This window comes from Acinetobacter sp. MF4640 (assembly GCF_002018895.1).
In the GTDB taxonomy this organism is placed as follows: Bacteria; Pseudomonadota; Gammaproteobacteria; order Pseudomonadales; family Moraxellaceae; genus Acinetobacter; species Acinetobacter johnsonii.
Genome location: NZ_MVOM01000006.1, coordinates 29,683 through 51,166, shown reverse-complemented (window position 1 = coordinate 51,166; position 21,484 = coordinate 29,683). Strand labels below are relative to the sequence as shown.

Here is a 21,484-nt window from a genome sequence, read left to right as displayed (position 1 = left end):
ATCAAACATCAAAACAATAATTCAAAACTGTGTCATATAAATATTAGACAGGACGTCTAGTCGCTTGGTACTGAAATTGCATAAATATTGCATCCATCAAGCCATCTATAAAACTCAAGATATGGAGCTTCACATGACAGATTCTCCCATTAACAGCTCAACGACTCCGCTCTCTACTTCAACAGTAAGTACATCTGACGACTATTTTGAAAAAAGGCAACTGAAACAAGGTGCTGTAGGCTGGCTATTATTAGTCGGTTTAGGCGTGGCTTATGTCATTTCAGGCGACTTTGCTGGCTGGAACTTCGGTCTTGCTCAAGGTGGCTGGGGCGGTATGTTTATCGCAACGGTTGTCGTAGCCATCATGTACTTATGCATGTGCCTGTCGATGTCTGAAATGGCCACCATGCTGCCCACTGCGGGCGGTGGCTATAGCTTTGCGCGTACCGCATTTGGTCCATTTGGCGGCTATCTCACTGGCACGGCGATTTTAATTGAATATGCCATCGCCCCTGCAGCCATCGCATGCTTTATTGGTGCCTACTGCGAGTCCTTATTTGGTGTCGGTGGATGGATCATTTATCTCATCTGCTATCTGGTTTTTATGGGTATTCATCTTAAAGGTGCAGGTGAAGCCCTCAAGATCATGTTTGTCATTACCGCCATTGCAGCCGTAGCTCTTTTTGTCTTTATCATCGCAATGGCACCACATTTTAACAGCGCCAACTTATTTAACATTGCACCGACTGAAAATATCGGTGCAAGTAACTTCCTACCGATGGGTTATATCGGTATTTGGGCGGCAGTACCCTATGCGATTTGGTTCTTTTTAGCGGTAGAAGGTGTACCACTGGCAGCAGAAGAAGCCAAAGAGCCATCTAAGTCCTTACCGCGTGGTTTGATCGGTTCGATGCTGATTTTGGCCGCTTTTGCCCTACTTATTCTGTTCTTAGGTGCTGGTGCTGCTGGCGCAGAACAACTTAAAGAATCAGGCGCACCTTTAGTTGATGCACTGGTAGCCGTCTATGGTCAAAACAGCTGGTTAGGCAGTTTTGTCAATTTTGTCGGTCTGGCAGGTTTAATTGCGAGTTTCTTCTCCATCATCTATGCCTATTCACGTCAAATTTTCGCCTTATCACGTGCGGGGTATTTACCAACCTCGTTATCCCTGACCAATAAAAACAAAGCGCCCTATTTAGCGATTATTATTCCCGGCATCATTGGTTTTTTATTGTCCCTAACAGGTGAAGGTGATCTGCTCATCCTGATGGCGGTATTTGGTGCGACTATTTCTTATGTCTTGATGATGCTTTCTCACATTAAACTGCGCATCAGCCGTCCAGAGTTGCATCGTCCCTATAAAACCCCAGGTGGGATTGTCACCTCATCAATTGCTTTGATTTTAGCCAGTATTGCGGTGATAGCTGGTTTTGTGGTGGATCCTAAAGTTTGGTTTATGGCTGCCGCTATTTATGCGGTCTTTATTGCCTACTTTATTTTCCATAGTCGCCATCGACTCGTTCAAGGTACACCTGAAGAAGAGTTTGAAAGTATTCGTAAGGCCGAACAAGACTTATAGAAGGACCTATGACATGGCTTATAAAACGTTGATTGGACATCAGCACTATATGTTTAATGATTTAAAAACTTTAATGGCAAAAGCAACCCCGCTGCGCTCAGGTGATCAACTTGCAGGTGTTGCGGCGGAAAATGCCACTGAACGTGTTGCCGCACAAATGGCATTGGCCGATGTTCCATTGAAGCAGTTTTTAACTGAAGTGTTGATCGACTATGAACAGGATGAAATAACCCGCCTGATTATCGATGAGCACCGTAGTGATTTATTTGCGCCGATTTCACATTTTAGCGTAGGAGACTTTCGTAACTGGCTACTCAGTGAAGATGCGACTACACAGAAATTACAACAACTTGCACTCGGCTTAACCCCTGAAATGGTGGCTGCGGTGAGTAAGATTATGCGCAATCAAGACCTCATCTTGGTTGCAAGTAAATGTGAAGTCATCACCCAATTTCGCAACACCATTGGTTTAAAAGGTCATCTCTCGACCCGTTTACAACCCAATCACCCAACCGATGATCTCTTGGGGATATCGGCCAGTATTTTGGATGGCTTGATGTATGGCAATGGTGATGCCGTCATTGGGATTAACCCTGCAACCGATAACCTACAAAATTTATCGGAGCTACTCAAACTACTCGATCATGTGATCCAAGAGCATCATATTCCAACCCAATCTTGTGTGCTGACGCATATCAGTTCGGGGATTCAACTGGCAGAGAAAAACGTGCCGATTGATTTAATGTTTCAATCGATTGCAGGCACACAGCGCGCCAATGAAGGTTTCGGCATTAACCTTGAATTATTACGTGAAGGCTATGAAGCAACACTGGCTCTCAAGCGTGGGACTGTGGGACAAAATGTGATGTATTTTGAAACAGGTCAAGGCAGTGCTTTATCTAGTAATGCACATCACGGCGTAGATCAACAAACCTTAGAAGTCCGTGCCTATGCGGTGGCTCGTAAGTTTAACCCACTACTGGTGAACACTGTAGTTGGGTTTATTGGCCCAGAGTATTTATACAATGGTAAACAAATTATCCGTGCAGGCTTGGAAGACCATTTTTGTGGAAAGCTCCTAGGCTTACCTATGGGCTGTGACATTTGTTATACCAACCATGCCGATGCCGACCAAAATGACATGGATGTACTACTCACCCTATTCGGTGCAGCAGGTCTGAACTTTATTATGGGCATTCCAGGTTCGGATGACGTCATGCTGAACTATCAAACAACGTCGTTTCATGATGCGCTGTATTTAAGGCAACTTTTGGGCTTAAAAGCCGCACCTGAATTTGATCTGTGGTTGGCGGAACAAGGCATCTTTAAACAACAGCAGCAGCACATTCTCTGGCCAGAACATATCCCGCCGCAATTTGAAAAACTTTTGCATATATAAGGAGCAACTTATGTCACTTGTTCCTCTAGAAAACTATCAATCTGAACAACATCAGGATGTTTGGGAAAATTTAAAGAAATTTACCGATGCTCGTATCGCCATTGGACGTGCAGGCTGTAGCATCCCGACCCATGAACTGCTGAAATTTCAACTAGCGCATGCGGAAGCGCAAGATGCGGTACATCAAGCTTTAGATGTCGAACACTTAGTTGCAAGTTTTAATACACTAGGTTTGGATAGTCTGACGGTACACAGTCAAGCTGAAAATAAACAAGAATACTTAAAACGTCCTGACCTAGGTCGCCTGTTAAGTCCAGCTTCACAACATGGCTTAGAGGTCTTTAAAGCCAGCAACCCGCAAAACTATGATGTCTGCATTGTGATTGGTGATGGACTATCTGCACGGGCAATTGAAGAAAATGCAGTGCCTTTTATTCAACACCTTATCCCGCAGTTGCAAGCGGAACACTGGAGCATTGCACCGATGGTTATTGCTACTGGAAGCCGAGTCGCTTTGGGTGATCCAGTTGCAGAGTGCCTACACGCGACTATGCTCGTGATGCTGATTGGCGAAAGGCCTGGCCTAAGCTCACCTGATAGTATGGGCATTTACTATACATGGAAAGCAGCCTCAGGTACTTTGGATGCTAAACGGAACTGTATTTCAAATGTTCGACCTGCAGGCTTAAGCATTCCTGTTGCAGTACAACGACTAATGTCTCTCATGCGTGGCTCTAAGAAACTCGGCTACTCAGGTGTAGACTTAAAAGATGAACATGAAATGGTCAGTCTAGACACGGAACATACGCCTAAACGATTATTCTAATTTGGAGCAGATCAGCCGTGATTTTACGGCTGATCTTAAATAGCATGTTATGTTGATTTAGTTTTTTTAGCTTGCTTTATTCAGCGCTTGTTCTACAAAATGTAGACGATCTTGCCCCCAATACATTTCATCACCCACAAAGAATGTCGGTGCGCCGAAAAGGCCACGTTGAATAGCCTGTTCTGTTTCAGTGATCAGTTTTTGTTTCACCACATCCGACTGAACCATACTCATGATATCTTCTACAGAAAACCCACTCGGTTTTAACACTTCTGCCAAGACATTAGGTTCATTCAGATTTTGTGGTGTACCAAACATCGCATCGAATAAAAGTTTCAAAACTTGCTCGAACTTTTCTAGATGCAACAATTGAACGCCTGTCAAAATGCGCATTAGGGTTAAAGTATTCATCGGAAAATGCGGATTCATTTGCATTGGGATATGGTAATACTCCGCCCAGCGCTGCATGTCTAATATTAAATAAACCCCTTTGACAGGAATCTCTATCGGACTACGATTGCCTGTTGCTTTAAACACCCCGCCCAATAAAATAGGCTTATACACAATCTGAATCTCTTGCTGCTCTGCTATTTGCAGTAAACGATAGTAGGCCAAATAGCTATATGGGCTGCCTAAATCAAAATAAAATTCTACGCTTTTCATGCTTCGTCCTTTTACCACGTTTCCATCCAAGGTCTTAAATCTAACTCATGCGTCCATGCATCGCGCGGTTGCTGCGACAAATGCCAATAATTTTCTGCAATATGCACGGGATTTAATATGCCATCCTGTTCTTTGCGCGCGTACATGTCAGGAAAAGTGTCTTTAATAAAGTCGGTGTCAATTGCCCCGTCGACCACCACGTGTGCCACATGAATATTTTTCGGGCCAAGCTCACGTGCCATACTTTGGGCTAAGGCACGCAGTGCATGTTTCGCCCCTGCAAAAGCGGCAAAGTTTGCAGCCCCCCTTATTCCTGCGGTTGCACCCGTGAAAATAATACTTCCGTGTTCACGCACGACCATACACTTTGCCACTTCACGCCCTGTCAAAAACGCACCGAAGCAAGCCATTTCCCAAATTTTAAAATACTTACGTGCAGTTTCTTCTAAAATACTACATGGCACATTCGCCCCAATGTTAAACACTAGAACATCGATTTCACCAATATTGGCTTCAATTTCTTCCACCAAAGCGATGACTTGCTCTTCTTTACGTGCATCAGACGCAAAACCATATGCCATGCCACCTTCGACTTCTATTTCTGCAATTAAGGGCTGGAGCTTTTCGGCATTTCTTCGCGTCATGCAGGCGATGTATCCACCACGTGCAAAACGTTTCGCGATTTCACCCCCTGTAGCATCTCCTGCGCCAATCACTAACGCGACTTTCTTTTTAGCATCAGCCTTTTGCAACTGCTGTTCTGGCTGTAATCCATCCATAAATACACTCCCTTTATAAAATAACGATCGTTATCATAACGATCACTATGTTATAGTTTTCAGCATCAGTCAATTTTATTTTGATGAAACTCCTATGCGCTATAAAACAGGCTATAAAGAAGAAAAACGTCAAGAGCTACTTAAAATCAGTGCTCAACTGGCCAAGAAGCAAGGCTTTGCCAATACTGGCGTCGACGGTTTTATGAAAGCGGCTCAAATGACCAGTGGTGCTTTTTATTCGCATTTTTCATCAAAACATGAATTATTTGAAGCACTGATCCAGTCCGAGTTGCAACACAGCTTTCAAGCATGGCAAGCCAATCCGCATGACAATATCGAAGAGTGGATTGACTTCGAACTTGAACGCTATTTAGCGCTATCTCATGTGCAACGTCCAGATCAAGGTTGTGTTATTCCCTCTCTTGCAGCCGAGGTAGCACGTAGTAGTGAAACAACAAAACTGTGTTTTCAACAGGAAATGCTTCGTGGTCACGCACTCTTTACACAACATCTAGGCAGTGAAACACAAGCTTGGGCGGTACTGTGTCAACTGGTCGGTGCAATCGTCATGGCGCGTAGCATGGCGGATGAACATCTACAAAGGGAAATTTTAAGCTCAAGTAAATGGATGATTAAAAACATGCTACAGCGCAAGTGAAAGCTTGGATTGAGTTCATAGTTTTTTTCTACATATTTTCTGATTTTTTGCCTTCAACTTCTGTGCATTTCCCTGTACATTTTTACACTTCTTTAACGCCTGTGAACGAGCCAGCTATGACGACACTACCCGATACGATTTACGCGATTCAGCATCTTGCTTTTGAAGATTTGGGCGCATGGGAAGATGTGTTATATCAATTGGGTTATCGGGTACGATATTTTGAAGCTGGCAAAGATGACTTAGCTAAAGCGTTAAACTACACAGGTCTAACCGTCATTTTAGGTGGCCCAATTGGGGTATATGAAATTGAAGACTACCCTTTCTTACAACACGAAATAGACTTACTTAAAGTTCGTTTAGAAAAAAACTTACCGACTGTAGGAATTTGCTTAGGCGCACAGTTGATTGCATATGCACTCGGTGCAAAAGTATATGCAGGTCATAGCAAAGAAATTGGCTGGAGTCAGTTACAGCTCAATACCGTTGAACAGAACCCACTACAAGCACTGGTAGGAACTGAAGTGCTACATTGGCATGGAGACACCTTTGAACTCCCTGCTCAAGCTGAACTGTTGGCCAGCTCAGAAGTTTATCCCAACCAAGCTTTTCGTGTAGGCAAAAATATTCTTGGCTTACAGTTCCATCCTGAAGTCGCAGCGGATGGTTTAGAAAAATGGCTAATCGGGCATACTGCTGAACTTCGTCAAGCGAACATCAATATTCCAGCATTACGTGCAGACAACCAACGCTTTGCAGCTCAACTAGAGCATGTCTCTGGACAAGTTTTGGCAGCGTATTTAAAAGCACTCGTTATATAATTCAGCCATAATCCGTTCAATGCGCCTATTGCTCTAACTTTTAAGTTTACAGCAGACATAAAAAAGCACCTCTATGAAGGTGCTTTTTTGGGTAGATAATCGCTTATTTTGCAGCAGCTTTAGGCTGTGGAACTGATGCTTCAGTGGTGATATTCACAGTGATTTTATCACCCACGTTTGGCACGTATGCGCCTACACCAAAAGCAGAACGGTCAAATGAAGTGGTTGCGTTGAAACCAATTGACTGTGCTTTAGTCATTGGGTGCTCACCTTGTTTATTCAACACTGCATCTAAAACGACAGGCTTTGTCACATTTTTAATGGTTAAATCACCTGTGATTTTGTACTTATTCGCGCCAACAGCCTGTACTTTTGTACTTTTAAAGGTGATGGTTGGATATTTTGCTGCATCAAAGAAATCAGCCGCTTGTAAGTGTTCATCTAAAGCTTTTACGTTGGTGTTTAAGCTAGATAAAGGAATCGTTACATTCACCGATGAGTTTGCAGGTTTTGCATTATCAACGTTAATCACGCCTTGAATGTCGCTGAAGTTTGCAGATGGCGTTGAAAAACCAAAGTGGCTCCATGTAAAAACTGTTGCTGTATGCGTAGGGTCAATTTGATATGCCACAGGTTTTGCCATAGCAAATGTAGTCGCAGTTGCAACAGCCAAACCGATTGTTAAAGCTTTAAAGTTCATGTTTTTATCTCACATTGGAATACTGCTTAGTCTATAGAGTTCTACAACGAATACATCTATAAAGATAAAACGATATGTTGCAACTTTAGAACGATATAATTGTTTTTAAATGTAGCAACTTACCTACTCCCGATATTGAATAAAACCAATCTTCTTCACGACTTTATTATAGATTTGCTGTGAGATTAAATTATCCTGATGGGTGAGCCAATAGACCCAATCACATGCTCGCTTTTCGGTATGCATTTTGACATGTTCGATTAAAGCTCTTGCAACCCCTAGCCCACGATAGTCCTCATGCGTAAATAGATCTTGCAAGTAGGCATAAGGCTTTAACGTCCAACAGCTATCATGCTCTATCACATGCACAATGCCTACAACCCGACCTGCTATAAGTGCAGCAAAACCATACATATGCTCACGCTTAGAATCAGTCAATTTATGCCACGTGTTTTCAGAAATCTTCTGCAATAAATCAACCTGATAAAATGCCTGATAAGCTTGCCATAATGTAATCCAGATCGACTGATCGATTTCTGTCAGTAGTACAATGTGAATATTGTGTACTTCCATTTTGTTCTCAAAGTGATGTTTATTTTTGTAAGGCTTATATTTAAGCTGAAATCACTACAAAGAAAAAGCCTTATTGAATCGCTTCAATAAGGCTTCTTTAAGACGTGACAACCATCATAGTTTTTCAATCAGAATCCGATCAATCAACTTCATACCTGTCTGCTTTTCATGGTTTTTACGACGGATCTTAATTTGCTTATCTTCTGCTAAATCTTGCAATAACAGTTCAACAGCAACCATCGCCTCCAAAGGTAGATCTGGTCCAATCCACTTCTGTTCGCCCGCATCCATCAATACAACTTCATCATGAATTTGATCGTACAAGCTCATATCATCACCTAAAATTTATGCAGCTACTTCAACAGCAGCTTGCATATTATATACGCCATTCAAAATAAAAGACGCCCCTAAACTGGAGCGTCCTTCAAACAGTCAATTTTTAAAAATTAAGCTGTCAATTCTTTTACCGCAGCAACAACTGCTTCAGTGGTAATACCGAAGTATTGGTATAAGTCTTTCGCAGGTGCAGATTCACCATAAGTCGTCATACCAATTACACGACCGTCTAAACCTACAAACTTCCACCAGTAGTCTACATGTGCTGCTTCAACTGCAACACGTGCACGAATGTTTGATGGAAGAACCGCTTCACGGTATGCTGCATCTTGCTTCACAAATTCTTCAGCACATGGCATAGACACGACACGCACACCTTCAAGTTGTGCGTGCGCCTCCATCGCTAAAGATACTTCAGAACCTGTCGCAATAATAATCGCTTTTAATTCGCCTTTTTCTTCAGCCAATACATAACCACCTTTCGCTACATTTGCAATTTGTGCATCTGTACGTGTTTGGAATGGTAGGTTTTGACGAGAGAAGATCAACGCAGTTGGGCCTTCTGAGCGTACAAGTGCAGATTTCCAAGACACAGCGGCTTCAACTGTATCACATGGACGCCAAGTATTTAAGTTTGGTGTACCACGTAAAGACGCAATTTGCTCTACAGGTTGGTGCGTTGGACCATCTTCACCCAAACCAATTGAGTCATGAGTATATACATGGATTACACGTTGTTTCATCAACGCAGACATACGTACTGCATTACGCGCATATTCCATAAACATAAGGAATGTTGCAACATAAGGAATGAAACCGCCGTGAAGCGCAACACCGTTTGCAATTGCAGTCATACCAAACTCACGTACGCCATAGTGTACGTAGTTACCTGCTGGATTGTCTTGAACCCCTTGGCAACCTTTCCAAAGTGTTAAGTTAGAACCCGCCAAGTCCGCAGAGCCGCCTAATAGTTCAGGCAATAATGGACCAAATGCTTGTAACGTGTTTTGGCTTGCTTTACGCGTAGCAATGGTTTCAGCTTTTGCATTAGTTTCTGCGATAAATGCATCTGCTTGAGCAAGGAATTCAGCTGGCAATTCACCTGAAAGGCGACGTTTTAATTCAGCTGCTTCAGTTGGATATTTTGCTGCATATTGCGCAAATAATTCATTCCAAGCCGCTTCAGAAGCCGTCCCTTTTGCTTTTGCATCCCATGCTGCATAAACGTCAGCAGGAATTTCAAATGGACCTTCAGTCCAGCCCAATGCTTCACGTGTTAATGCGATTTCGTCATTACCTAGCGGCGCACCGTGGCAGTCTTCTTTACCTTGCTTGTTTGGTGAACCTAGACCAATAATCGTTTTACAGATAATGATCGTTGGTTTTTTCGTTTCAGCTTTTGCTTGCAAAGTTGCAGCACGTAATGCATCTGCATCATGCCCATCAGCTTTAAGTACTTGCCAACCATAAGCCAAGAAACGTTGCTCTGTATCGTCAGAGAACCAACCTTCTACTTCACCATCAATCGAAATACCATTGTCGTCATAGTAAGCAATCAGTTTACCCAGACCTAGTGTACCTGCAAGTGAACATGCTTCGTGAGAAACACCTTCCATTAAACAGCCATCACCTAAGAAACAGTAAGTGAAATGGTCAACAACGCTCATCTCATCTTTGTTGAACTGCGCTGCTAAAGTTTTTTCAGCTAGAGCAAAACCAACTGCGTTTGCAATCCCCTGACCAAGTGGGCCAGTTGTAGTCTCAATACCTGGTGCATAACCTAATTCTGGGTGACCCGGCGTTTTAGAGTGCAGTTGACGGAATGCTTTTAAATCTTCAATTGATAAATCATAGCCCGTAAGGTGCAATAACGCATATTGCAGCATAGAGCCATGACCATTTGATAGTACAAAACGGTCACGGTTCGCCCATTGTGGGTTAGTCGGGTTATGGTTGAAAAACTCACGCCATACCACATCAGCGATATCAGCCATCCCCATTGGCGCACCTGGATGTCCAGAGTTTGCTTTTTGCACAGCATCCATTGCCAATACACGAATTGCGTTTGCAATACGACGTTCGTTAAGCGGGGTTGTCATAGGTCAGAGTCCAAACAAATGATTTAAAGAGTAAGATGAATAGAATTCAAAGATAGGTGTATTGTCTTAAAAAAAGAGGAATGGGTAAAGCCTAATGGACAATATTTCGCTATTTATTCATCATCAATGTCTAATAAATGCGGGCATTGCCTAAAATCACAACAATTTCACTCAGAAATGTCTCTATCGCTTTTCTCTGAGTCAAATTCTACACGATAGAATCATCAATTTTTAAAAACAAAGCTCGGCCACCCTATTCACTCATCAGAACAAACCGTTATCCTTGAGGATCAAACACATCACAAGATACATTTGTATTTTTTACATACAATTAAACATTCATGGTGAATTTTATTCACTTTTTTAAATTATTCATGAATTACTACAGATTATCGATTATTTTCTGATGCTTATTTTGAGCATTTTTTATTTACCCACTTAACACCCAAGCCAAAAAAGACTCAAACAAACTATTGTTTTACAATTAGATATAACCAAAGCAAAACACCTCATAATAGGTACCTGTATACTTTGAAGCAAAACCCGTTATTTTGTCATTTCGAACTAAAAATAAACGCTATATCAATTTTTTAGATGCTTATATCAGATAAAAAGTCGTTGAATTGAAATAAATTCAGTCATTTTGGTCGTGTAGAACTGGCTCAAACGGCTAAGTCGATGTACCATATTGCGTCTTTTAAATTAACTGTGATAGGACTTATGCGCGAGTACGCTGTATTTACCTCGGAATCTGTAAGCGAAGGCCATCCAGATAAAATGGCTGACCAAATCAGTGATGCTATCTTGGATGCGATCTTAAAAGAAGACCCATATGCGCGGGTTGCTTGTGAAACGCTTGTAAAAACGGGTGCGGTAGTACTTGCAGGTGAAATCACAACAACTGCAAATGTGGACTTCGAAGCGATTGTTCGTCAAACCGTAAATGGCATTGGTTACCACCATTCTGACCTTGGTTTTGATGGTTCAACATGTGCCGTGATCAACATGATTGGTAAACAGTCACCAGAGATTGCTCAAGGTGTTGACCGTCAAAAGCCTGAAGATCAAGGTGCAGGTGACCAAGGTTTAATGTTTGGTTATGCAAGCCGTGAAACTGACGTGCTTATGCCTGCTCCAATTTCATATGCACACCGTTTAATGGAAAAGCAAGCTGAGCTACGTCGCAGTGGCGCTTTACCATGGTTACGCCCAGATGCAAAAAGCCAAGTGACTTTTGCTTATGAAAATGGCATGCCTGTTCGTTTAGACGCAGTCGTATTATCTACCCAGCACGATCCTGAAATTTCTCAAAGCAACTTAAAAGAAGCTGTGATTGAAGAAATCGTGAAAAAAGTGATCCCTGCTGAAATGTTCCATGCAGACACCAAATTCCACATCAACCCAACAGGGATGTTTGTGATTGGTGGTCCAGTGGGCGACTGTGGTTTAACAGGTCGTAAAATCATTGTAGACACTTACGGTGGCATGGCACGTCACGGTGGTGGTGCTTTCTCTGGTAAAGATCCATCTAAGGTTGACCGTTCTGCTGCATATGCAGGTCGTTATGTTGCGAAAAATATCGTAGCAGCGGGTCTTGCAGACAAATGTGAAATTCAAGTGTCTTATGCCATTGGTGTGGCTGAGCCAACATCTATTTCGATCAATACCTTCAATACAGCAAAAGTATCTGAAGAGCTGATCATTGCGTTAGTCCGTGAACACTTCGACTTACGTCCATACGGTATCACTCGTATGCTTGACCTCATTCAACCGATGTATAAGCAAACTGCTGCTTATGGTCACTTCGGTCGTGAAGGTTCAGATACTGCATTTACTTGGGAAAAAACAGACAAAGTGGAAGCGCTTAAAGCTTCAGCTGGTCTATAAGTTTGATCCTAAAAAAAACCCGCTTAATGTGGGTTTTTTTTATTTGAACTGATGGAAAAATATTGCATCAGTTCAGTCGTGAAGTCATTGAACTCCACTACTTGGGTTTGTTGTCATGGTTAAGTACATCAAAGAGCGAAGTCACGGCAGCAGGTTCGCTGTTTCGGTCGGCCAAATAGACTTGTACAGATTTAACGATAATCGCTGCTGCAAGACATGCAACAATACAGAAAATCCAAAATCCAAAAGGACTTCGAATATTATGTGATCCACAGTTTGGACACTCTTTATCTGTTGATGCGACAACTGTTTCACAACATGCGCAGTGGTATTGATAGAGCATGGCTTTACCCCCTTGTTTTTGTCCTTTCTTGTTTTTATTGTCCATCACCCTGCCTCACAGAATGTTAGATTCATTTATCTTATGTGAGTATTTGTTGAGACTCAAGCGCCATTCGCCTGAAGTGATGTCAGCAATGCTTACACTGAAAGATTAATCAATTGATTTAACGCATATTCCTCTTTATAACACCGAATCATGACAATTTCATTTTGTAACATAATAGTTTTTTGACGTATTCCGTCATATTTGCTTAAAACCCTTTAGTTTTCTCGCGATTGTTTATTAAAATAAGATGCAACGATGAGGAAGAAAGAATGATTCAGTTGATTAAAAAAGGCGGTTTACGCGAACGTGCCAACCGCAGTCGTAGCTATAAGGGCTCAGAAAATACCGAAGCGACATTGCAGCCCAACCGCTATGCGCAAAGTAAAAAAGACGAAGTGTCTAGCTTGGAACAGGCTCCATCATCTAAAGAGCTTAAAAATGACTTAGATGTAGATTGCGAGAGCATCGTACCAAAGCCATAAAGCAAAAATTAGGAACAACCCGCCAGAAAAAATGTCGATATAACTCCCTGAACGCTGATATGCCGCCTTAATTTTAGGTAATGACAAGAGCAGCATCAGCAGTGCAAAAGTCATAAAAGTTTGGATTGGAATAATCACCGCAAGTTGCATTTTTAAATAGGGACTTGCGCTAGAACTCAAGGCTAGTGAAAACACACTACTAAAATAAATCAGTGTTTTCGGGTTAGACAAGTTAGTCAGCAAACCTGACATGAAATAATGGTTGGCCTTTGGTGGAGGCAGTTTTTGACCATCATCTAGCAAGGCTTCTTGCTGCATTGTGTTGAGACCGGCTTTCAACATCAGCCAGCCCATACGTGCAAGGAACACCCCACCAATCACCATCAATACTTGTTGAATCCACGGCATTTTGTCGATCAGTACGGTAAAACCTAATAAGGTTAAAACCACCCAAACTACGATGCCAACGGAAATACCTAAGATAGTTTTTAAAGTATTTTTTTGTGTAGTCGAAGCTGAACTTTTGGCAATCAGCAAAACATCAGGACCAGGACTTAGCTGCGCAACAAAATGCAATGCGCAAATCGTGAAAAGCAATGACATAAAAAAGCGGCATAAATTTTAAAAAATAATTATATCGTTTGTTATATTTATTTTAAATCATAAGCACTTAAAACATTTTCATAAAGATAAAAAAGCCGAATTAGAACTCGGCTTTAAAATTAGGTATGAAATTATTTATTCACATCTTTCATTTCAATTTTTTTCGCATCTGGCGTGACTTCTCGTGCTTCGCCATCAATAATACTCGAGTCACGATAAGCTGAACCGCCCTGCTGTTGCTGCATTTCTTGCATCTGACGCATGATATCTGCAAATGGGTTTTGACCTTGAGCACCACCGCCCATGCCATTCATATCCCCCATCATGCCACCCATCATTTTTTCCATCATCGCTTGCTGACGTTTCATCATCACGTTCATCAGTGCACCTGTCATGGCTTTTTGCACTGCAGGAATAAGCAATAACACGGCAACCACGTCTGTCACCAAGCCAGGAATCAATAAAAGAAAACCCGCAATGATTTTTGGCAGATTGTTTGTTAATGCAGGATCTGCACCCATCTGGCCCGCTTGCATTTGCTGCATTTGTGGCATTAAACCTGCTGAATACTTACGAATCAGGCTCATACCAATAAAGAAAGCGGCAATAAACCAGAAGAACACGTACCACATGCTACCAACGAGGTCACCCACGCCAATCCATACGAAGACTTCGAGAATGACACCAGCTAATATAAAAAGAAATAATTTCATGAAAATTAATCTAATCTCAACAAAATGAATAAGGTGCAAGAATCAAGTGCTCAATCTACATCAAGCTTTTTTGATACGCTTATGTAACAATATGGGCATATTATTTTTTTTAAAGGGCAAGCATGTCATTAATTATTGGTATTGACCCCGGTTCTCGCCTCACAGGCTACGGTATTATTCAAAAAGAAGGTCAAAAACTAATTTTTGTCGATGCTGGCACCATTCGTACCGAAGCTGCTGATATGCCTGAACGGCTAAAACGTATTTTTGCAGGGATTGATCGTATTGTAAAATTTCATGGCCCAACCGAAGCCGCAGTTGAGCAAGTATTTATGGCACAAAACCCTGACTCCGCACTGAAGCTAGGGCAAGCACGCGGGGCTGCTATTGCTGCACTGGTAAACCTTGACCTACAAGTTGCAGAATACACCGCACGCCAGATTAAACAGTCGGTGGTCGGTTATGGCGCTGCGGACAAAGAACAAGTACAAATGATGGTGATGAGACTCCTAAACCTGAGCATCAAACCACAGCAAGATGCCGCCGATGCTCTCGCTGCTGCTATTTGTCATGCACATGCTTCAGGCAGTATGACCAAGCTTGCTGTACTCAATGCTCTAGGCGGTATGGCGCGCGGACGCAGCCGTAGTAGCTCTCGTCGACGCTAAGCTAAGTGTTAAGTGAGATGGTTTTTAAAGTCTTTACGCATTTCACGTACCGACGGTGCTTTGGGATAAGTTGCTATCAGCATTCTTCCTGAAATGCGTAAATTTTTCTTTTGAGCAGGATCGATACGAATAAAGACCAATTCTTCTGGCTCATTGCGATGGTTGATCTCACAAATCATAATGGTGTAGCTTTTTTCGATCACTTTATAACGACTAAATGCCTGCTGTACGATTTGTTTAAAATTTTTCTGTCCACCTGATGGTGCAAGTTGGGTGTAAATCACCAACAGTATGCATGCACCAACCACCAAGGCCACCAGTAAGTATTTATCCATTCTTCCTCCTCACTTTTACCATTACTACATCAATGTTCTTTACCCGAAGCATTTACTTTATTTTCTTCTATCTGAAAAGAATTAAATAATTTTAAAGAATCACGCTGAATTTTTTCCCAATGTGGCAGAAGCTCCGCATGGAAATCTATATCCAAATTACTAGTATTAAAACCATAATTTGGTACATGACTATTTAATTCACACGCCGTAGCACCACTTGGATATGAAGCACACGCAATGACTACACCAATGCCTTTCCCGTTTTCTTCTTTCCAGTAAATTTTTTTAGAAATATTATCTTGCTCTCCCAAATCTATTTCATAAAGTGACAAACTTGCATTAAATTTCTTCTCCGAATTAATCTCACTTATGCTCATATCTTTTCGAGCACCCATCCGTTCACTTAAATAAAATTTCAATGAAGGCGTATAATCAAAAAACGTTTTGTCGTCTCCCCACTCATCCTTCCAATTGCCACGTTGTGATAAAGTGAAAGCGATGTCACTGATTTGATTTGAGGAAAGCCTAAAACCTTCTGAAGGATGCATTTCTGGCCATTTCACAAGAAATGTGGCGTTACCGATTTGATCATTACAACCTTTGGTATTATGTAGTGGATTAGAACCTTTCTCCCAATAATTAACATCTTGATATTCAACACTTGCAAAAAATAAATATCGTCGATCAATGCGCATTTTCTGATCGCCAAAACTTCCACACTCATATGGTTTTTCTTTTAAGCTCAGTACATCACTTGGTTCTAATACACTAACAATAACACTCAAAATAACGATAATGATTGGTGACAATAGTATAAAGATCAAAAAATGTTTTAGCTGAATAGGCTTTCGAAGAAAATTTAAAATCATAAGTCATCTTATTTAATTATTCATTTTTTTCATGTACTCCTAAAATTAACACAAAGTATTTGAGATATAGTATTTTTTTATTCAAAATACCCATCATATAAAAAGCCCATCAAAGGAGATGAGCTTTTTTAGCAAGGACAAATACTTACTTCATGCTTCCAAAAACTTCTTTCGCTGCTTGCAGGGTAAATTCAATATCTTCATCAGAATGAGCAGCTGAAATAAAGCCAGCCTCAAATGCAGATGGTGCAAGGTTCACACCACGGTCTAACATACCGTGGAAGAACTTACGGAATGCATCGATATCACACTTTAACATCGAGTCGAAGCTAGTAATGTCTTCTTGATCAGTAAAGTACAAACCAAACATACCGCCTACTTGTTGCGTTTTAAAAGCAATACCCGCTTCATCAGCCGCGGCTTGTAAACCCACAAGCAGTTTTTCTAGCTGCGCTGTCAATTTTTCATAAAAACCATCTTGGCGCAGGTGTTTAAACATCTCAATCCCTGCACGCATTGCAAGTGGATTCCCCGACAGTGTTCCAGCTTGGTAAACTTTACCCAGTGGAGCAATACACTCCATCACTTCTCTTTTCCCACCAAAAGCCCCCACGGGTAAGCCTGCACCAATAATTTTACCCAATGTGGTTAAATCAGGAGTCACACCATAGTGAGCTTGCGCACCACCCAATCCAACACGGAAACCAGTCATCACTTCATCAATGATAAAAACAGAACCATGTTCATCACATACATCACGAATCGCTTGTAAGAAGCCTTCGATTGGTTTGACTAGGTTCATGTTTCCTGCCACAGGCTCCACAATCACGCCTGCAATCTCTGAACCAAACTTAGCAAAGCACTCTTTTAAAGTAGCAATATCGTTATATGGAAGAGTAAGCGTGTGTTTAGCAAAGTCGGCAGGAACACCAGCTGAAGTCGCTTCACCTTCGCCGCTGGTTAACAAACCTGAACCTGCTTTTACTAGCAGTGAGTCTGAATGACCGTGGTAACAGCCTTCAAATTTTACAATCTTGTCGCGACCTGTATAACCACGTGCAAGACGAATGGCGGTCATGGTTGCTTCAGTGCCTGAGTTGGTCATACGAACCAGCTCAATTGACGGCATAATTTCGCAAATAATGTCGGCTAAAGTCGTTTCATGCACGGTAGGTGCACCGAAGCTTAAACCATCCACTGCAGCATTTTGAACGGCTTTAATAATTTCAGGATGAGCATGACCTAAAATCATTGGTCCCCATGAGCCCACATAGTCTACATAGCGCTTACCATCCACATCGTACAAGTATGCACCTTGCGCCTTTTCAATAAAGACAGGCGTTCCGCCTACGCTATTAAATGCACGTACAGGTGAGTTCACACCACCCGGAATATGTTTGCTTGCTTGTTTAAACAATTGTTCTTGCTTTGGAGATAAGCTCATGAAGTTACTCAACTCAAAAAATAAAAAAACATCTAAAAACGCTTAAGCTTTAGATGCAAATAAATCAGCCCACTGTTCTATACGATCAGGAATCGCAGACATTGATAGCCCTAATATATCACTAATCACCGCGCAAAGGTCGGCACCGGCTTCGATCACTTCACCTGAATTTTCAACTGTTAAGCCACCAATCGCACAAATCGGAACATTCAATTTGGGTTTGGCTTCTTTTAAAGTCTCCAAGCCAATATTGCCAGCTTCTGGCTTGGTCTCAGTTGCATAAATTGCACCAAAAGCGACGTATGTTGCACCTTCAGCAATAGCTTTCTCTGCCAGCTCAATCGAGTTCAAACACGTACGACCAATCACTGCATCTTTTGGCAGGCGTGCGGCAGCTTCGGCAACTTCGCCATCACCTTGCCCTAAATGCACACCAACACCGTATTTGACTGCCATTTCTAAGTCATCATTGATCACAAAAGGAACACGATACTCAGCGCACATCGCTTTCATATACTCAACTTCATAAGCCTGTTCTTCTTTGGGTACTTTTTTACGGCGATACTGCAAAATGGCAACTTCACGTGTTGCCATTGCACCTTCTAATTTAGCCAAAAGTAGCTCTAAAGGATCATCATTTGTAATTAAATATAAACCGCGCATTTAACTCTACCTTTGGGTTATGTCGTTCTATTATAAAGCTAAAGGTGACTAATTCTTTAATGAATTGGGACTGAAAATGCTTTGCTTTGCACAAAAATCCCGCGACCAAGCTCAGGCTATATAAAAATACCTATTTTCAGTGATAGTCGCCCCACCGCTTTCGCAGTTTAATGGATACAGAAAGCAACAAGAATAAAATAAAAATAACAACTTTATAACAAGAATAAGAGACACGCAGCGATCTGATACGGCTTTTTAGCTTTTTAAACCAGTGATGTTGAAATAACATCATAAAAGCTAAAAAGCCGCATATTTTATTTAAAATCCGCATAAAAAAAGCCTAGAGAAGGTCGCTCTAGGCTTGGAAAACTAAAAGCACTTTGAAGTTCAAAGCACTTATATATTATTTGATGAAAATATAAACAACGATCTCATTATTAGAACATTCACTCATACTTTGCAACTGTTAATTTCAAGCTTTTCATAAAACTTTCATGATGAAGTCACAAAGTGCTTCACTAACTTGGAATTTTATCCAAGGCACGATCTTGTAAGCTTAAATTTCCTCGTAAAACATCGGAAAACATGCGCCAGTCAGAAATAAAACTATACAAAGGCTGTTTAAAACTAGCTGGCTTATTTTTTTCAAAAACAAAATGACCTACCCACGCACAAGCATAGCCAGAGACTAAGCCGTATATAAAATAACACGGCTTGCGTTTAAGTATGGCTTTAGAGAAAAAGTACAGTCCAATCGAACTGCCCGCAACATGTAGCCGACGACTCATGATGTTGCGGTGCTCTGTTAAATAAAAACGATAAAACTGGTGATAGTCCTTAATCGGCAATTTAAAATTAGGTTCAGCGTCGTGTTCCTGTTTCGGTTCAACCTGAGCATTCATCTGTCATCATCCTGATGTTTTTCTATCAACATAACTGAAAATATGCAATCTGCAAAGTGCAATCGCCTCTGGGAGCGCGTCCACTAAAAACAGAATTGTTTTTTGATCAATTTCGCACTGCAACTTTGTTTTATTGTGTCGTCAAGTCTTACATACTGTCTCTTTTTCGCTACAATCCAGTGGTCCATTGGTGTGCCTTTAGCGCACATAAAAACAAACTACAGATCATGCATCTAAATACATAAAGGCTTGGCACTGACCTAGCCCCTCAAATTAGGAATTTTTCATGGTTGAAATTGAATTAAAATTTCAGATTAGCGAAACACGACGTACCGCCCTTCTTAAAGCTTTAGATCCTAAAAAATCTGAAACGATTCAACTTCAAGCCAAGTATTTTGACACGCCTGATCGCCTCTTGGCCCAACACGGCGCTGCTTTGCGTCAGCGTCTTGAGGGTACTAGCTGGATTCAAACACTCAAAGCCGCAGGTAAAAGTCATTTACACCGTTTTGAACATAATCATCATTTGAGTGAGTTAGAATCATCTCCTGAACTGGACTTAAGCATTTATGCAGCTATGCCAGAGGCTCAGCAAATTTTAACCCAAGCTTTAGGATCGGATGCGGCTGCGTTAAAGCTCACCTTTGAAACGGACATCCAACGTACCTATCGCGTCATTGAGTTTGAAGACGCTGAAATTGAAGTCTGTTTAGATGTTGGTGTGGTTCGTGCATCTGGTCGAGAACAGACCATCCATGAGGTAGAATTCGAACTCAAATCAGGCTCTGTTCAGTCGCTTTTGGCCTTTAGTTTTGAATGGGTGAAGAAGTATCAACTGTGGTTAGATGTCCGCAGCAAAGCCGAAATGGGTAATCTACTGGCACTTGAGCAAACCGTAAGTCCAGCACGTTTTGAAAAAGAGTTTGTCTTATCGAAAAAAGAAAGTGCGGCACATAACCTGAGTTTGTTGATTGGTCAGCAAATGCAGCATTTACTGCCGAATATTGCTGCAATTTCAGCAGGTGTTGCTGAGCAAAGCCATATTGATCAGGCTCAAACCGCTTTAGAGCACTTACAACTGACCTTAGCTTTGTTTAAAGACTGGAATAGTAATATTTCTGATAAATGGGCGATGCAACTTGCTGCATTTAAGCATCAGTTTGATCATTTACAACATTTGCAGCATATGCAAAGTACCCTAGGTGCTTTTCTTCAAAACCCAACCACTACTGAAAATCTAGCCAAAGACATTTTATATGCTCAAGAAAAGCTTGGAAATTTAGTTAAATCGACCCAAAACGTACACCATTATCTTGAATTATTGACCTTTAGTTTAAGTTCACATGATCAGGTACAAAAGCAGGATTTAAAAACCTATGCACACAATACCCTGCAAAACCAATATCGACAGCTACAAGAAAGCTTAAATGCTGCAGATATTAGCCACTTTGAAAGCTTAGATGTATTGGCGCAGAAAATTAAGGAATTGAAGTTTAGTTTTCCTATTTTAACGTCCATTTATGATGTAAAAAATTTGCAGAAATACAGTAAAGCGTTGAATGATGCCCAACAAGCCGCTCATGAATATCAAATCTTAGCGACTTCAGCTGCATATATTCAACAGACCGAACTTGAAGCCAGTGATTGGTTTGTTTTGGGTTGGCTCACGGCAAAGCTTGAAGTTTATGCCGATAAACTTTTAGAAGCGACAGAACAGTTCATGGTCAGCCGTAAATTCTTAAAATAACGCAGTGTATACCAAAGCAGTCATGTTAAATACATGACTGCTACCGTCCCCCACAAAGCCTGATAAGCCGCAAAACCACGATAGAAGATCGTGATTGGTCGCTTCAAACCACTAATTTATCTATGACAAAGCGGTCTATTATCAAAACAATACAGGCTTTATATTCCTTTTTATTCTTAAAAAGTAAGCCTATACATTCCTACTCAATGTAGATTTATTATCACTTCGATGCAACCATCTGTACTTATTAACTCTGCATATTTCTAACCACTATCTCATTTTAAAAGTGACATCTAGCACACTATTTCTGCTCTTTTAGCTTATACCTATTCAAATCTGGACTTTTTTTG

Annotated in this window: 23 protein-coding genes; 9 read left to right on the top strand and 14 right to left on the bottom strand. The window is 41.3% G+C overall.

Features of this window, described 5'->3' with window-relative positions:
• Positions 1–133 precede the first annotated feature (133 nt).
• Genes eat through eutC form a run of 3 tightly spaced genes read left to right on the top strand, consistent with a single transcriptional unit; the run spans position 134 to position 3,804 of the window.
• The gene (eat, locus tag MF4640_RS03185; RefSeq protein WP_078388661.1) at positions 134–1,579 is read left to right on the top strand and encodes an ethanolamine permease; all 1,446 of its coding nucleotides are present in this window, start codon (positions 134–136) and stop codon (positions 1,577–1,579) included.
• A 13-nt stretch (positions 1,580–1,592) separates the two neighbouring features.
• The gene (locus MF4640_RS03180; RefSeq protein ID WP_078388660.1) at positions 1,593–2,978 is read left to right on the top strand and encodes an ethanolamine ammonia-lyase subunit EutB; all 1,386 of its coding nucleotides are present in this window, start codon (positions 1,593–1,595) and stop codon (positions 2,976–2,978) included.
• A gap of 10 nt (positions 2,979–2,988) precedes the next feature.
• Complete coding sequence (gene eutC / locus MF4640_RS03175; protein ID WP_078388659.1) at positions 2,989–3,804, top strand: ethanolamine ammonia-lyase subunit EutC; 816 nt, start codon at positions 2,989–2,991, stop codon at positions 3,802–3,804.
• Positions 3,805–3,870: 66 nt separating this feature from the next.
• Here the strand turns inward: eutC and MF4640_RS03170 are convergent, their stop codons facing one another.
• Both MF4640_RS03170 and MF4640_RS03165 read right to left on the bottom strand, forming a co-directional pair.
• Complete coding sequence (locus tag MF4640_RS03170; RefSeq protein WP_078388658.1) at positions 3,871–4,467, bottom strand: 2-hydroxychromene-2-carboxylate isomerase; 597 nt, start codon at positions 4,465–4,467, stop codon at positions 3,871–3,873.
• An 11-nt stretch (positions 4,468–4,478) separates the two neighbouring features.
• Positions 4,479–5,246 carry an SDR family oxidoreductase gene (locus MF4640_RS03165; protein ID WP_078388657.1) on the bottom strand — a complete coding sequence of 256 codons (768 nt, stop codon included), beginning with the start codon at positions 5,244–5,246 and terminating at the stop codon, positions 4,479–4,481.
• Positions 5,247–5,340: 94 nt separating this feature from the next.
• Here MF4640_RS03165 and MF4640_RS03160 point away from each other — a divergent pair, with 94 nt between their 5' ends.
• A complete protein-coding gene (locus MF4640_RS03160; protein WP_078388656.1) occupies positions 5,341–5,904 on the top strand; it encodes a TetR/AcrR family transcriptional regulator in 564 nt (187 codons plus the stop codon).
• A 116-nt stretch (positions 5,905–6,020) separates the two neighbouring features.
• On the top strand, positions 6,021–6,725 hold the full coding sequence (locus MF4640_RS03155; protein WP_078388696.1) for a glutamine amidotransferase: 705 nt from the start codon (positions 6,021–6,023) through the stop codon (positions 6,723–6,725).
• Positions 6,726–6,828: 103 nt separating this feature from the next.
• Here the strand turns inward: MF4640_RS03155 and MF4640_RS03150 are convergent, their stop codons facing one another.
• The 4 genes from MF4640_RS03150 to tkt form a co-directional block, all read right to left on the bottom strand.
• Positions 6,829–7,425: a YceI family protein gene (locus MF4640_RS03150; RefSeq protein ID WP_004696771.1), complete on the bottom strand. Its 597-nt coding sequence runs from the start codon at positions 7,423–7,425 to the stop codon at positions 6,829–6,831.
• Positions 7,426–7,548: 123 nt separating this feature from the next.
• The gene (locus MF4640_RS03145) at positions 7,549–7,998 is read right to left on the bottom strand and encodes a GNAT family N-acetyltransferase (RefSeq protein ID WP_078388655.1); all 450 of its coding nucleotides are present in this window, start codon (positions 7,996–7,998) and stop codon (positions 7,549–7,551) included.
• Between the two features lie 114 nt (positions 7,999–8,112).
• Positions 8,113–8,328, bottom strand: a complete 216-nt coding sequence (locus MF4640_RS03140; RefSeq protein ID WP_004696769.1) for a hypothetical protein — start codon at positions 8,326–8,328, stop codon at positions 8,113–8,115.
• 116 nt (positions 8,329–8,444) lie between these two features.
• On the bottom strand, positions 8,445–10,433 hold the full coding sequence (gene tkt, locus MF4640_RS03135) for a transketolase (RefSeq protein WP_078388654.1): 1,989 nt from the start codon (positions 10,431–10,433) through the stop codon (positions 8,445–8,447).
• Positions 10,434–11,153: 720 nt separating this feature from the next.
• Between tkt and metK the strand changes: the two genes are divergently transcribed.
• Entirely contained in the window at positions 11,154–12,320 is a 1,167-nt protein-coding gene (metK, locus tag MF4640_RS03130) for a methionine adenosyltransferase (protein ID WP_004984924.1), read from the top strand.
• A 97-nt stretch (positions 12,321–12,417) separates the two neighbouring features.
• Here metK and MF4640_RS03125 read toward each other — a convergent pair whose 3' ends face one another.
• Positions 12,418–12,708: a hypothetical protein gene (locus MF4640_RS03125; protein WP_078388653.1), complete on the bottom strand. Its 291-nt coding sequence runs from the start codon at positions 12,706–12,708 to the stop codon at positions 12,418–12,420.
• A 269-nt stretch (positions 12,709–12,977) separates the two neighbouring features.
• On the opposite strand from MF4640_RS03125, the gene MF4640_RS03120 reads away from it, so the two are divergent.
• Positions 12,978–13,190, top strand: coding sequence for a hypothetical protein (locus tag MF4640_RS03120; RefSeq protein WP_078388652.1), 213 nt, complete (start codon positions 12,978–12,980; stop codon positions 13,188–13,190).
• Here MF4640_RS03120 and MF4640_RS03115 read toward each other — a convergent pair.
• Both MF4640_RS03115 and MF4640_RS03110 read right to left on the bottom strand, forming a co-directional pair.
• Positions 13,152–13,793, bottom strand: a complete 642-nt coding sequence (locus MF4640_RS03115) for a LysE family transporter (RefSeq protein WP_078388651.1) — start codon at positions 13,791–13,793, stop codon at positions 13,152–13,154. The genes MF4640_RS03120 and MF4640_RS03115 overlap by 39 nt on opposite strands.
• Positions 13,794–13,924: 131 nt before the next feature.
• A complete protein-coding gene (locus tag MF4640_RS03110) occupies positions 13,925–14,506 on the bottom strand; it encodes an FxsA family protein (protein ID WP_035327338.1) in 582 nt (193 codons plus the stop codon).
• Positions 14,507–14,628: 122 nt separating this feature from the next.
• On the opposite strand from MF4640_RS03110, the gene ruvC reads away from it, so the two are divergent.
• Positions 14,629–15,174: a crossover junction endodeoxyribonuclease RuvC gene (gene ruvC / locus MF4640_RS03105; RefSeq protein ID WP_004984936.1), complete on the top strand. Its 546-nt coding sequence runs from the start codon at positions 14,629–14,631 to the stop codon at positions 15,172–15,174.
• Positions 15,175–15,182: 8 nt separating this feature from the next.
• Here ruvC and MF4640_RS03100 read toward each other — a convergent pair whose 3' ends face one another.
• The 5 genes from MF4640_RS03100 to MF4640_RS03080 all read right to left on the bottom strand — a co-directional run bounded on the left by MF4640_RS03100 (position 15,183) and on the right by MF4640_RS03080 (position 19,387).
• Complete coding sequence (locus MF4640_RS03100; protein WP_078388650.1) at positions 15,183–15,509, bottom strand: hypothetical protein; 327 nt, start codon at positions 15,507–15,509, stop codon at positions 15,183–15,185.
• A gap of 29 nt (positions 15,510–15,538) precedes the next feature.
• A complete protein-coding gene (locus MF4640_RS03095; protein ID WP_078388649.1) occupies positions 15,539–16,378 on the bottom strand; it encodes a hypothetical protein in 840 nt (279 codons plus the stop codon).
• Between the two features lie 145 nt (positions 16,379–16,523).
• Entirely contained in the window at positions 16,524–17,822 is a 1,299-nt protein-coding gene (gene hemL, locus MF4640_RS03090; protein WP_078388648.1) for a glutamate-1-semialdehyde 2,1-aminomutase, read from the bottom strand.
• A gap of 42 nt (positions 17,823–17,864) precedes the next feature.
• Positions 17,865–18,485, bottom strand: a complete 621-nt coding sequence (gene thiE, locus MF4640_RS03085; protein ID WP_078388647.1) for a thiamine phosphate synthase — start codon at positions 18,483–18,485, stop codon at positions 17,865–17,867.
• 518 nt (positions 18,486–19,003) lie between these two features.
• Positions 19,004–19,387 carry a DUF962 domain-containing protein gene (locus MF4640_RS03080; RefSeq protein ID WP_078388646.1) on the bottom strand — a complete coding sequence of 128 codons (384 nt, stop codon included), beginning with the start codon at positions 19,385–19,387 and terminating at the stop codon, positions 19,004–19,006.
• A 286-nt stretch (positions 19,388–19,673) separates the two neighbouring features.
• Here MF4640_RS03080 and MF4640_RS03075 point away from each other — a divergent pair, with 286 nt between their 5' ends.
• Positions 19,674–21,134 carry a CYTH domain-containing protein gene (locus MF4640_RS03075; RefSeq protein ID WP_078388645.1) on the top strand — a complete coding sequence of 487 codons (1,461 nt, stop codon included), beginning with the start codon at positions 19,674–19,676 and terminating at the stop codon, positions 21,132–21,134.
• Positions 21,135–21,484 lie beyond the last annotated feature (350 nt).

Excerpts from the sequence above, each read along its gene's own strand:
- eat (WP_078388661.1), top strand. The coding sequence starts at position 134 with ATGACAGATTCTCCCATTAACAGCTCAACGACTCCGCTCTCTACTTCA.
- MF4640_RS03180 (WP_078388660.1), top strand. The coding sequence starts at position 1,593 with ATGGCTTATAAAACGTTGATTGGACATCAGCACTATATGTTTAATGAT.
- eutC (WP_078388659.1), top strand. The coding sequence starts at position 2,989 with ATGTCACTTGTTCCTCTAGAAAACTATCAATCTGAACAACATCAGGAT.
- MF4640_RS03170 (WP_078388658.1), bottom strand. The coding sequence starts at position 4,467 with ATGAAAAGCGTAGAATTTTATTTTGATTTAGGCAGCCCATATAGCTAT.
- MF4640_RS03165 (WP_078388657.1), bottom strand. The coding sequence starts at position 5,246 with ATGGATGGATTACAGCCAGAACAGCAGTTGCAAAAGGCTGATGCTAAA.
- MF4640_RS03160 (WP_078388656.1), top strand. The coding sequence starts at position 5,341 with ATGCGCTATAAAACAGGCTATAAAGAAGAAAAACGTCAAGAGCTACTT.
- MF4640_RS03155 (WP_078388696.1), top strand. The coding sequence starts at position 6,021 with ATGACGACACTACCCGATACGATTTACGCGATTCAGCATCTTGCTTTT.
- MF4640_RS03150 (WP_004696771.1), bottom strand. The coding sequence starts at position 7,425 with ATGAACTTTAAAGCTTTAACAATCGGTTTGGCTGTTGCAACTGCGACT.
- MF4640_RS03145 (WP_078388655.1), bottom strand. The coding sequence starts at position 7,998 with ATGGAAGTACACAATATTCACATTGTACTACTGACAGAAATCGATCAG.
- MF4640_RS03140 (WP_004696769.1), bottom strand. The coding sequence starts at position 8,328 with ATGAGCTTGTACGATCAAATTCATGATGAAGTTGTATTGATGGATGCG.
- tkt (WP_078388654.1), bottom strand. The coding sequence starts at position 10,433 with ATGACAACCCCGCTTAACGAACGTCGTATTGCAAACGCAATTCGTGTA.
- metK (WP_004984924.1), top strand. The coding sequence starts at position 11,154 with ATGCGCGAGTACGCTGTATTTACCTCGGAATCTGTAAGCGAAGGCCAT.
- MF4640_RS03125 (WP_078388653.1), bottom strand. The coding sequence starts at position 12,708 with ATGGACAATAAAAACAAGAAAGGACAAAAACAAGGGGGTAAAGCCATG.
- MF4640_RS03120 (WP_078388652.1), top strand. The coding sequence starts at position 12,978 with ATGATTCAGTTGATTAAAAAAGGCGGTTTACGCGAACGTGCCAACCGC.
- MF4640_RS03115 (WP_078388651.1), bottom strand. The coding sequence starts at position 13,793 with ATGTCATTGCTTTTCACGATTTGCGCATTGCATTTTGTTGCGCAGCTA.
- MF4640_RS03110 (WP_035327338.1), bottom strand. The coding sequence starts at position 14,506 with ATGAAATTATTTCTTTTTATATTAGCTGGTGTCATTCTCGAAGTCTTC.
- ruvC (WP_004984936.1), top strand. The coding sequence starts at position 14,629 with ATGTCATTAATTATTGGTATTGACCCCGGTTCTCGCCTCACAGGCTAC.
- MF4640_RS03100 (WP_078388650.1), bottom strand. The coding sequence starts at position 15,509 with ATGGATAAATACTTACTGGTGGCCTTGGTGGTTGGTGCATGCATACTG.
- MF4640_RS03095 (WP_078388649.1), bottom strand. The coding sequence starts at position 16,378 with ATGATTTTAAATTTTCTTCGAAAGCCTATTCAGCTAAAACATTTTTTG.
- hemL (WP_078388648.1), bottom strand. The coding sequence starts at position 17,822 with ATGAGCTTATCTCCAAAGCAAGAACAATTGTTTAAACAAGCAAGCAAA.
- thiE (WP_078388647.1), bottom strand. The coding sequence starts at position 18,485 with ATGCGCGGTTTATATTTAATTACAAATGATGATCCTTTAGAGCTACTT.
- MF4640_RS03080 (WP_078388646.1), bottom strand. The coding sequence starts at position 19,387 with ATGAATGCTCAGGTTGAACCGAAACAGGAACACGACGCTGAACCTAAT.
- MF4640_RS03075 (WP_078388645.1), top strand. The coding sequence starts at position 19,674 with ATGGTTGAAATTGAATTAAAATTTCAGATTAGCGAAACACGACGTACC.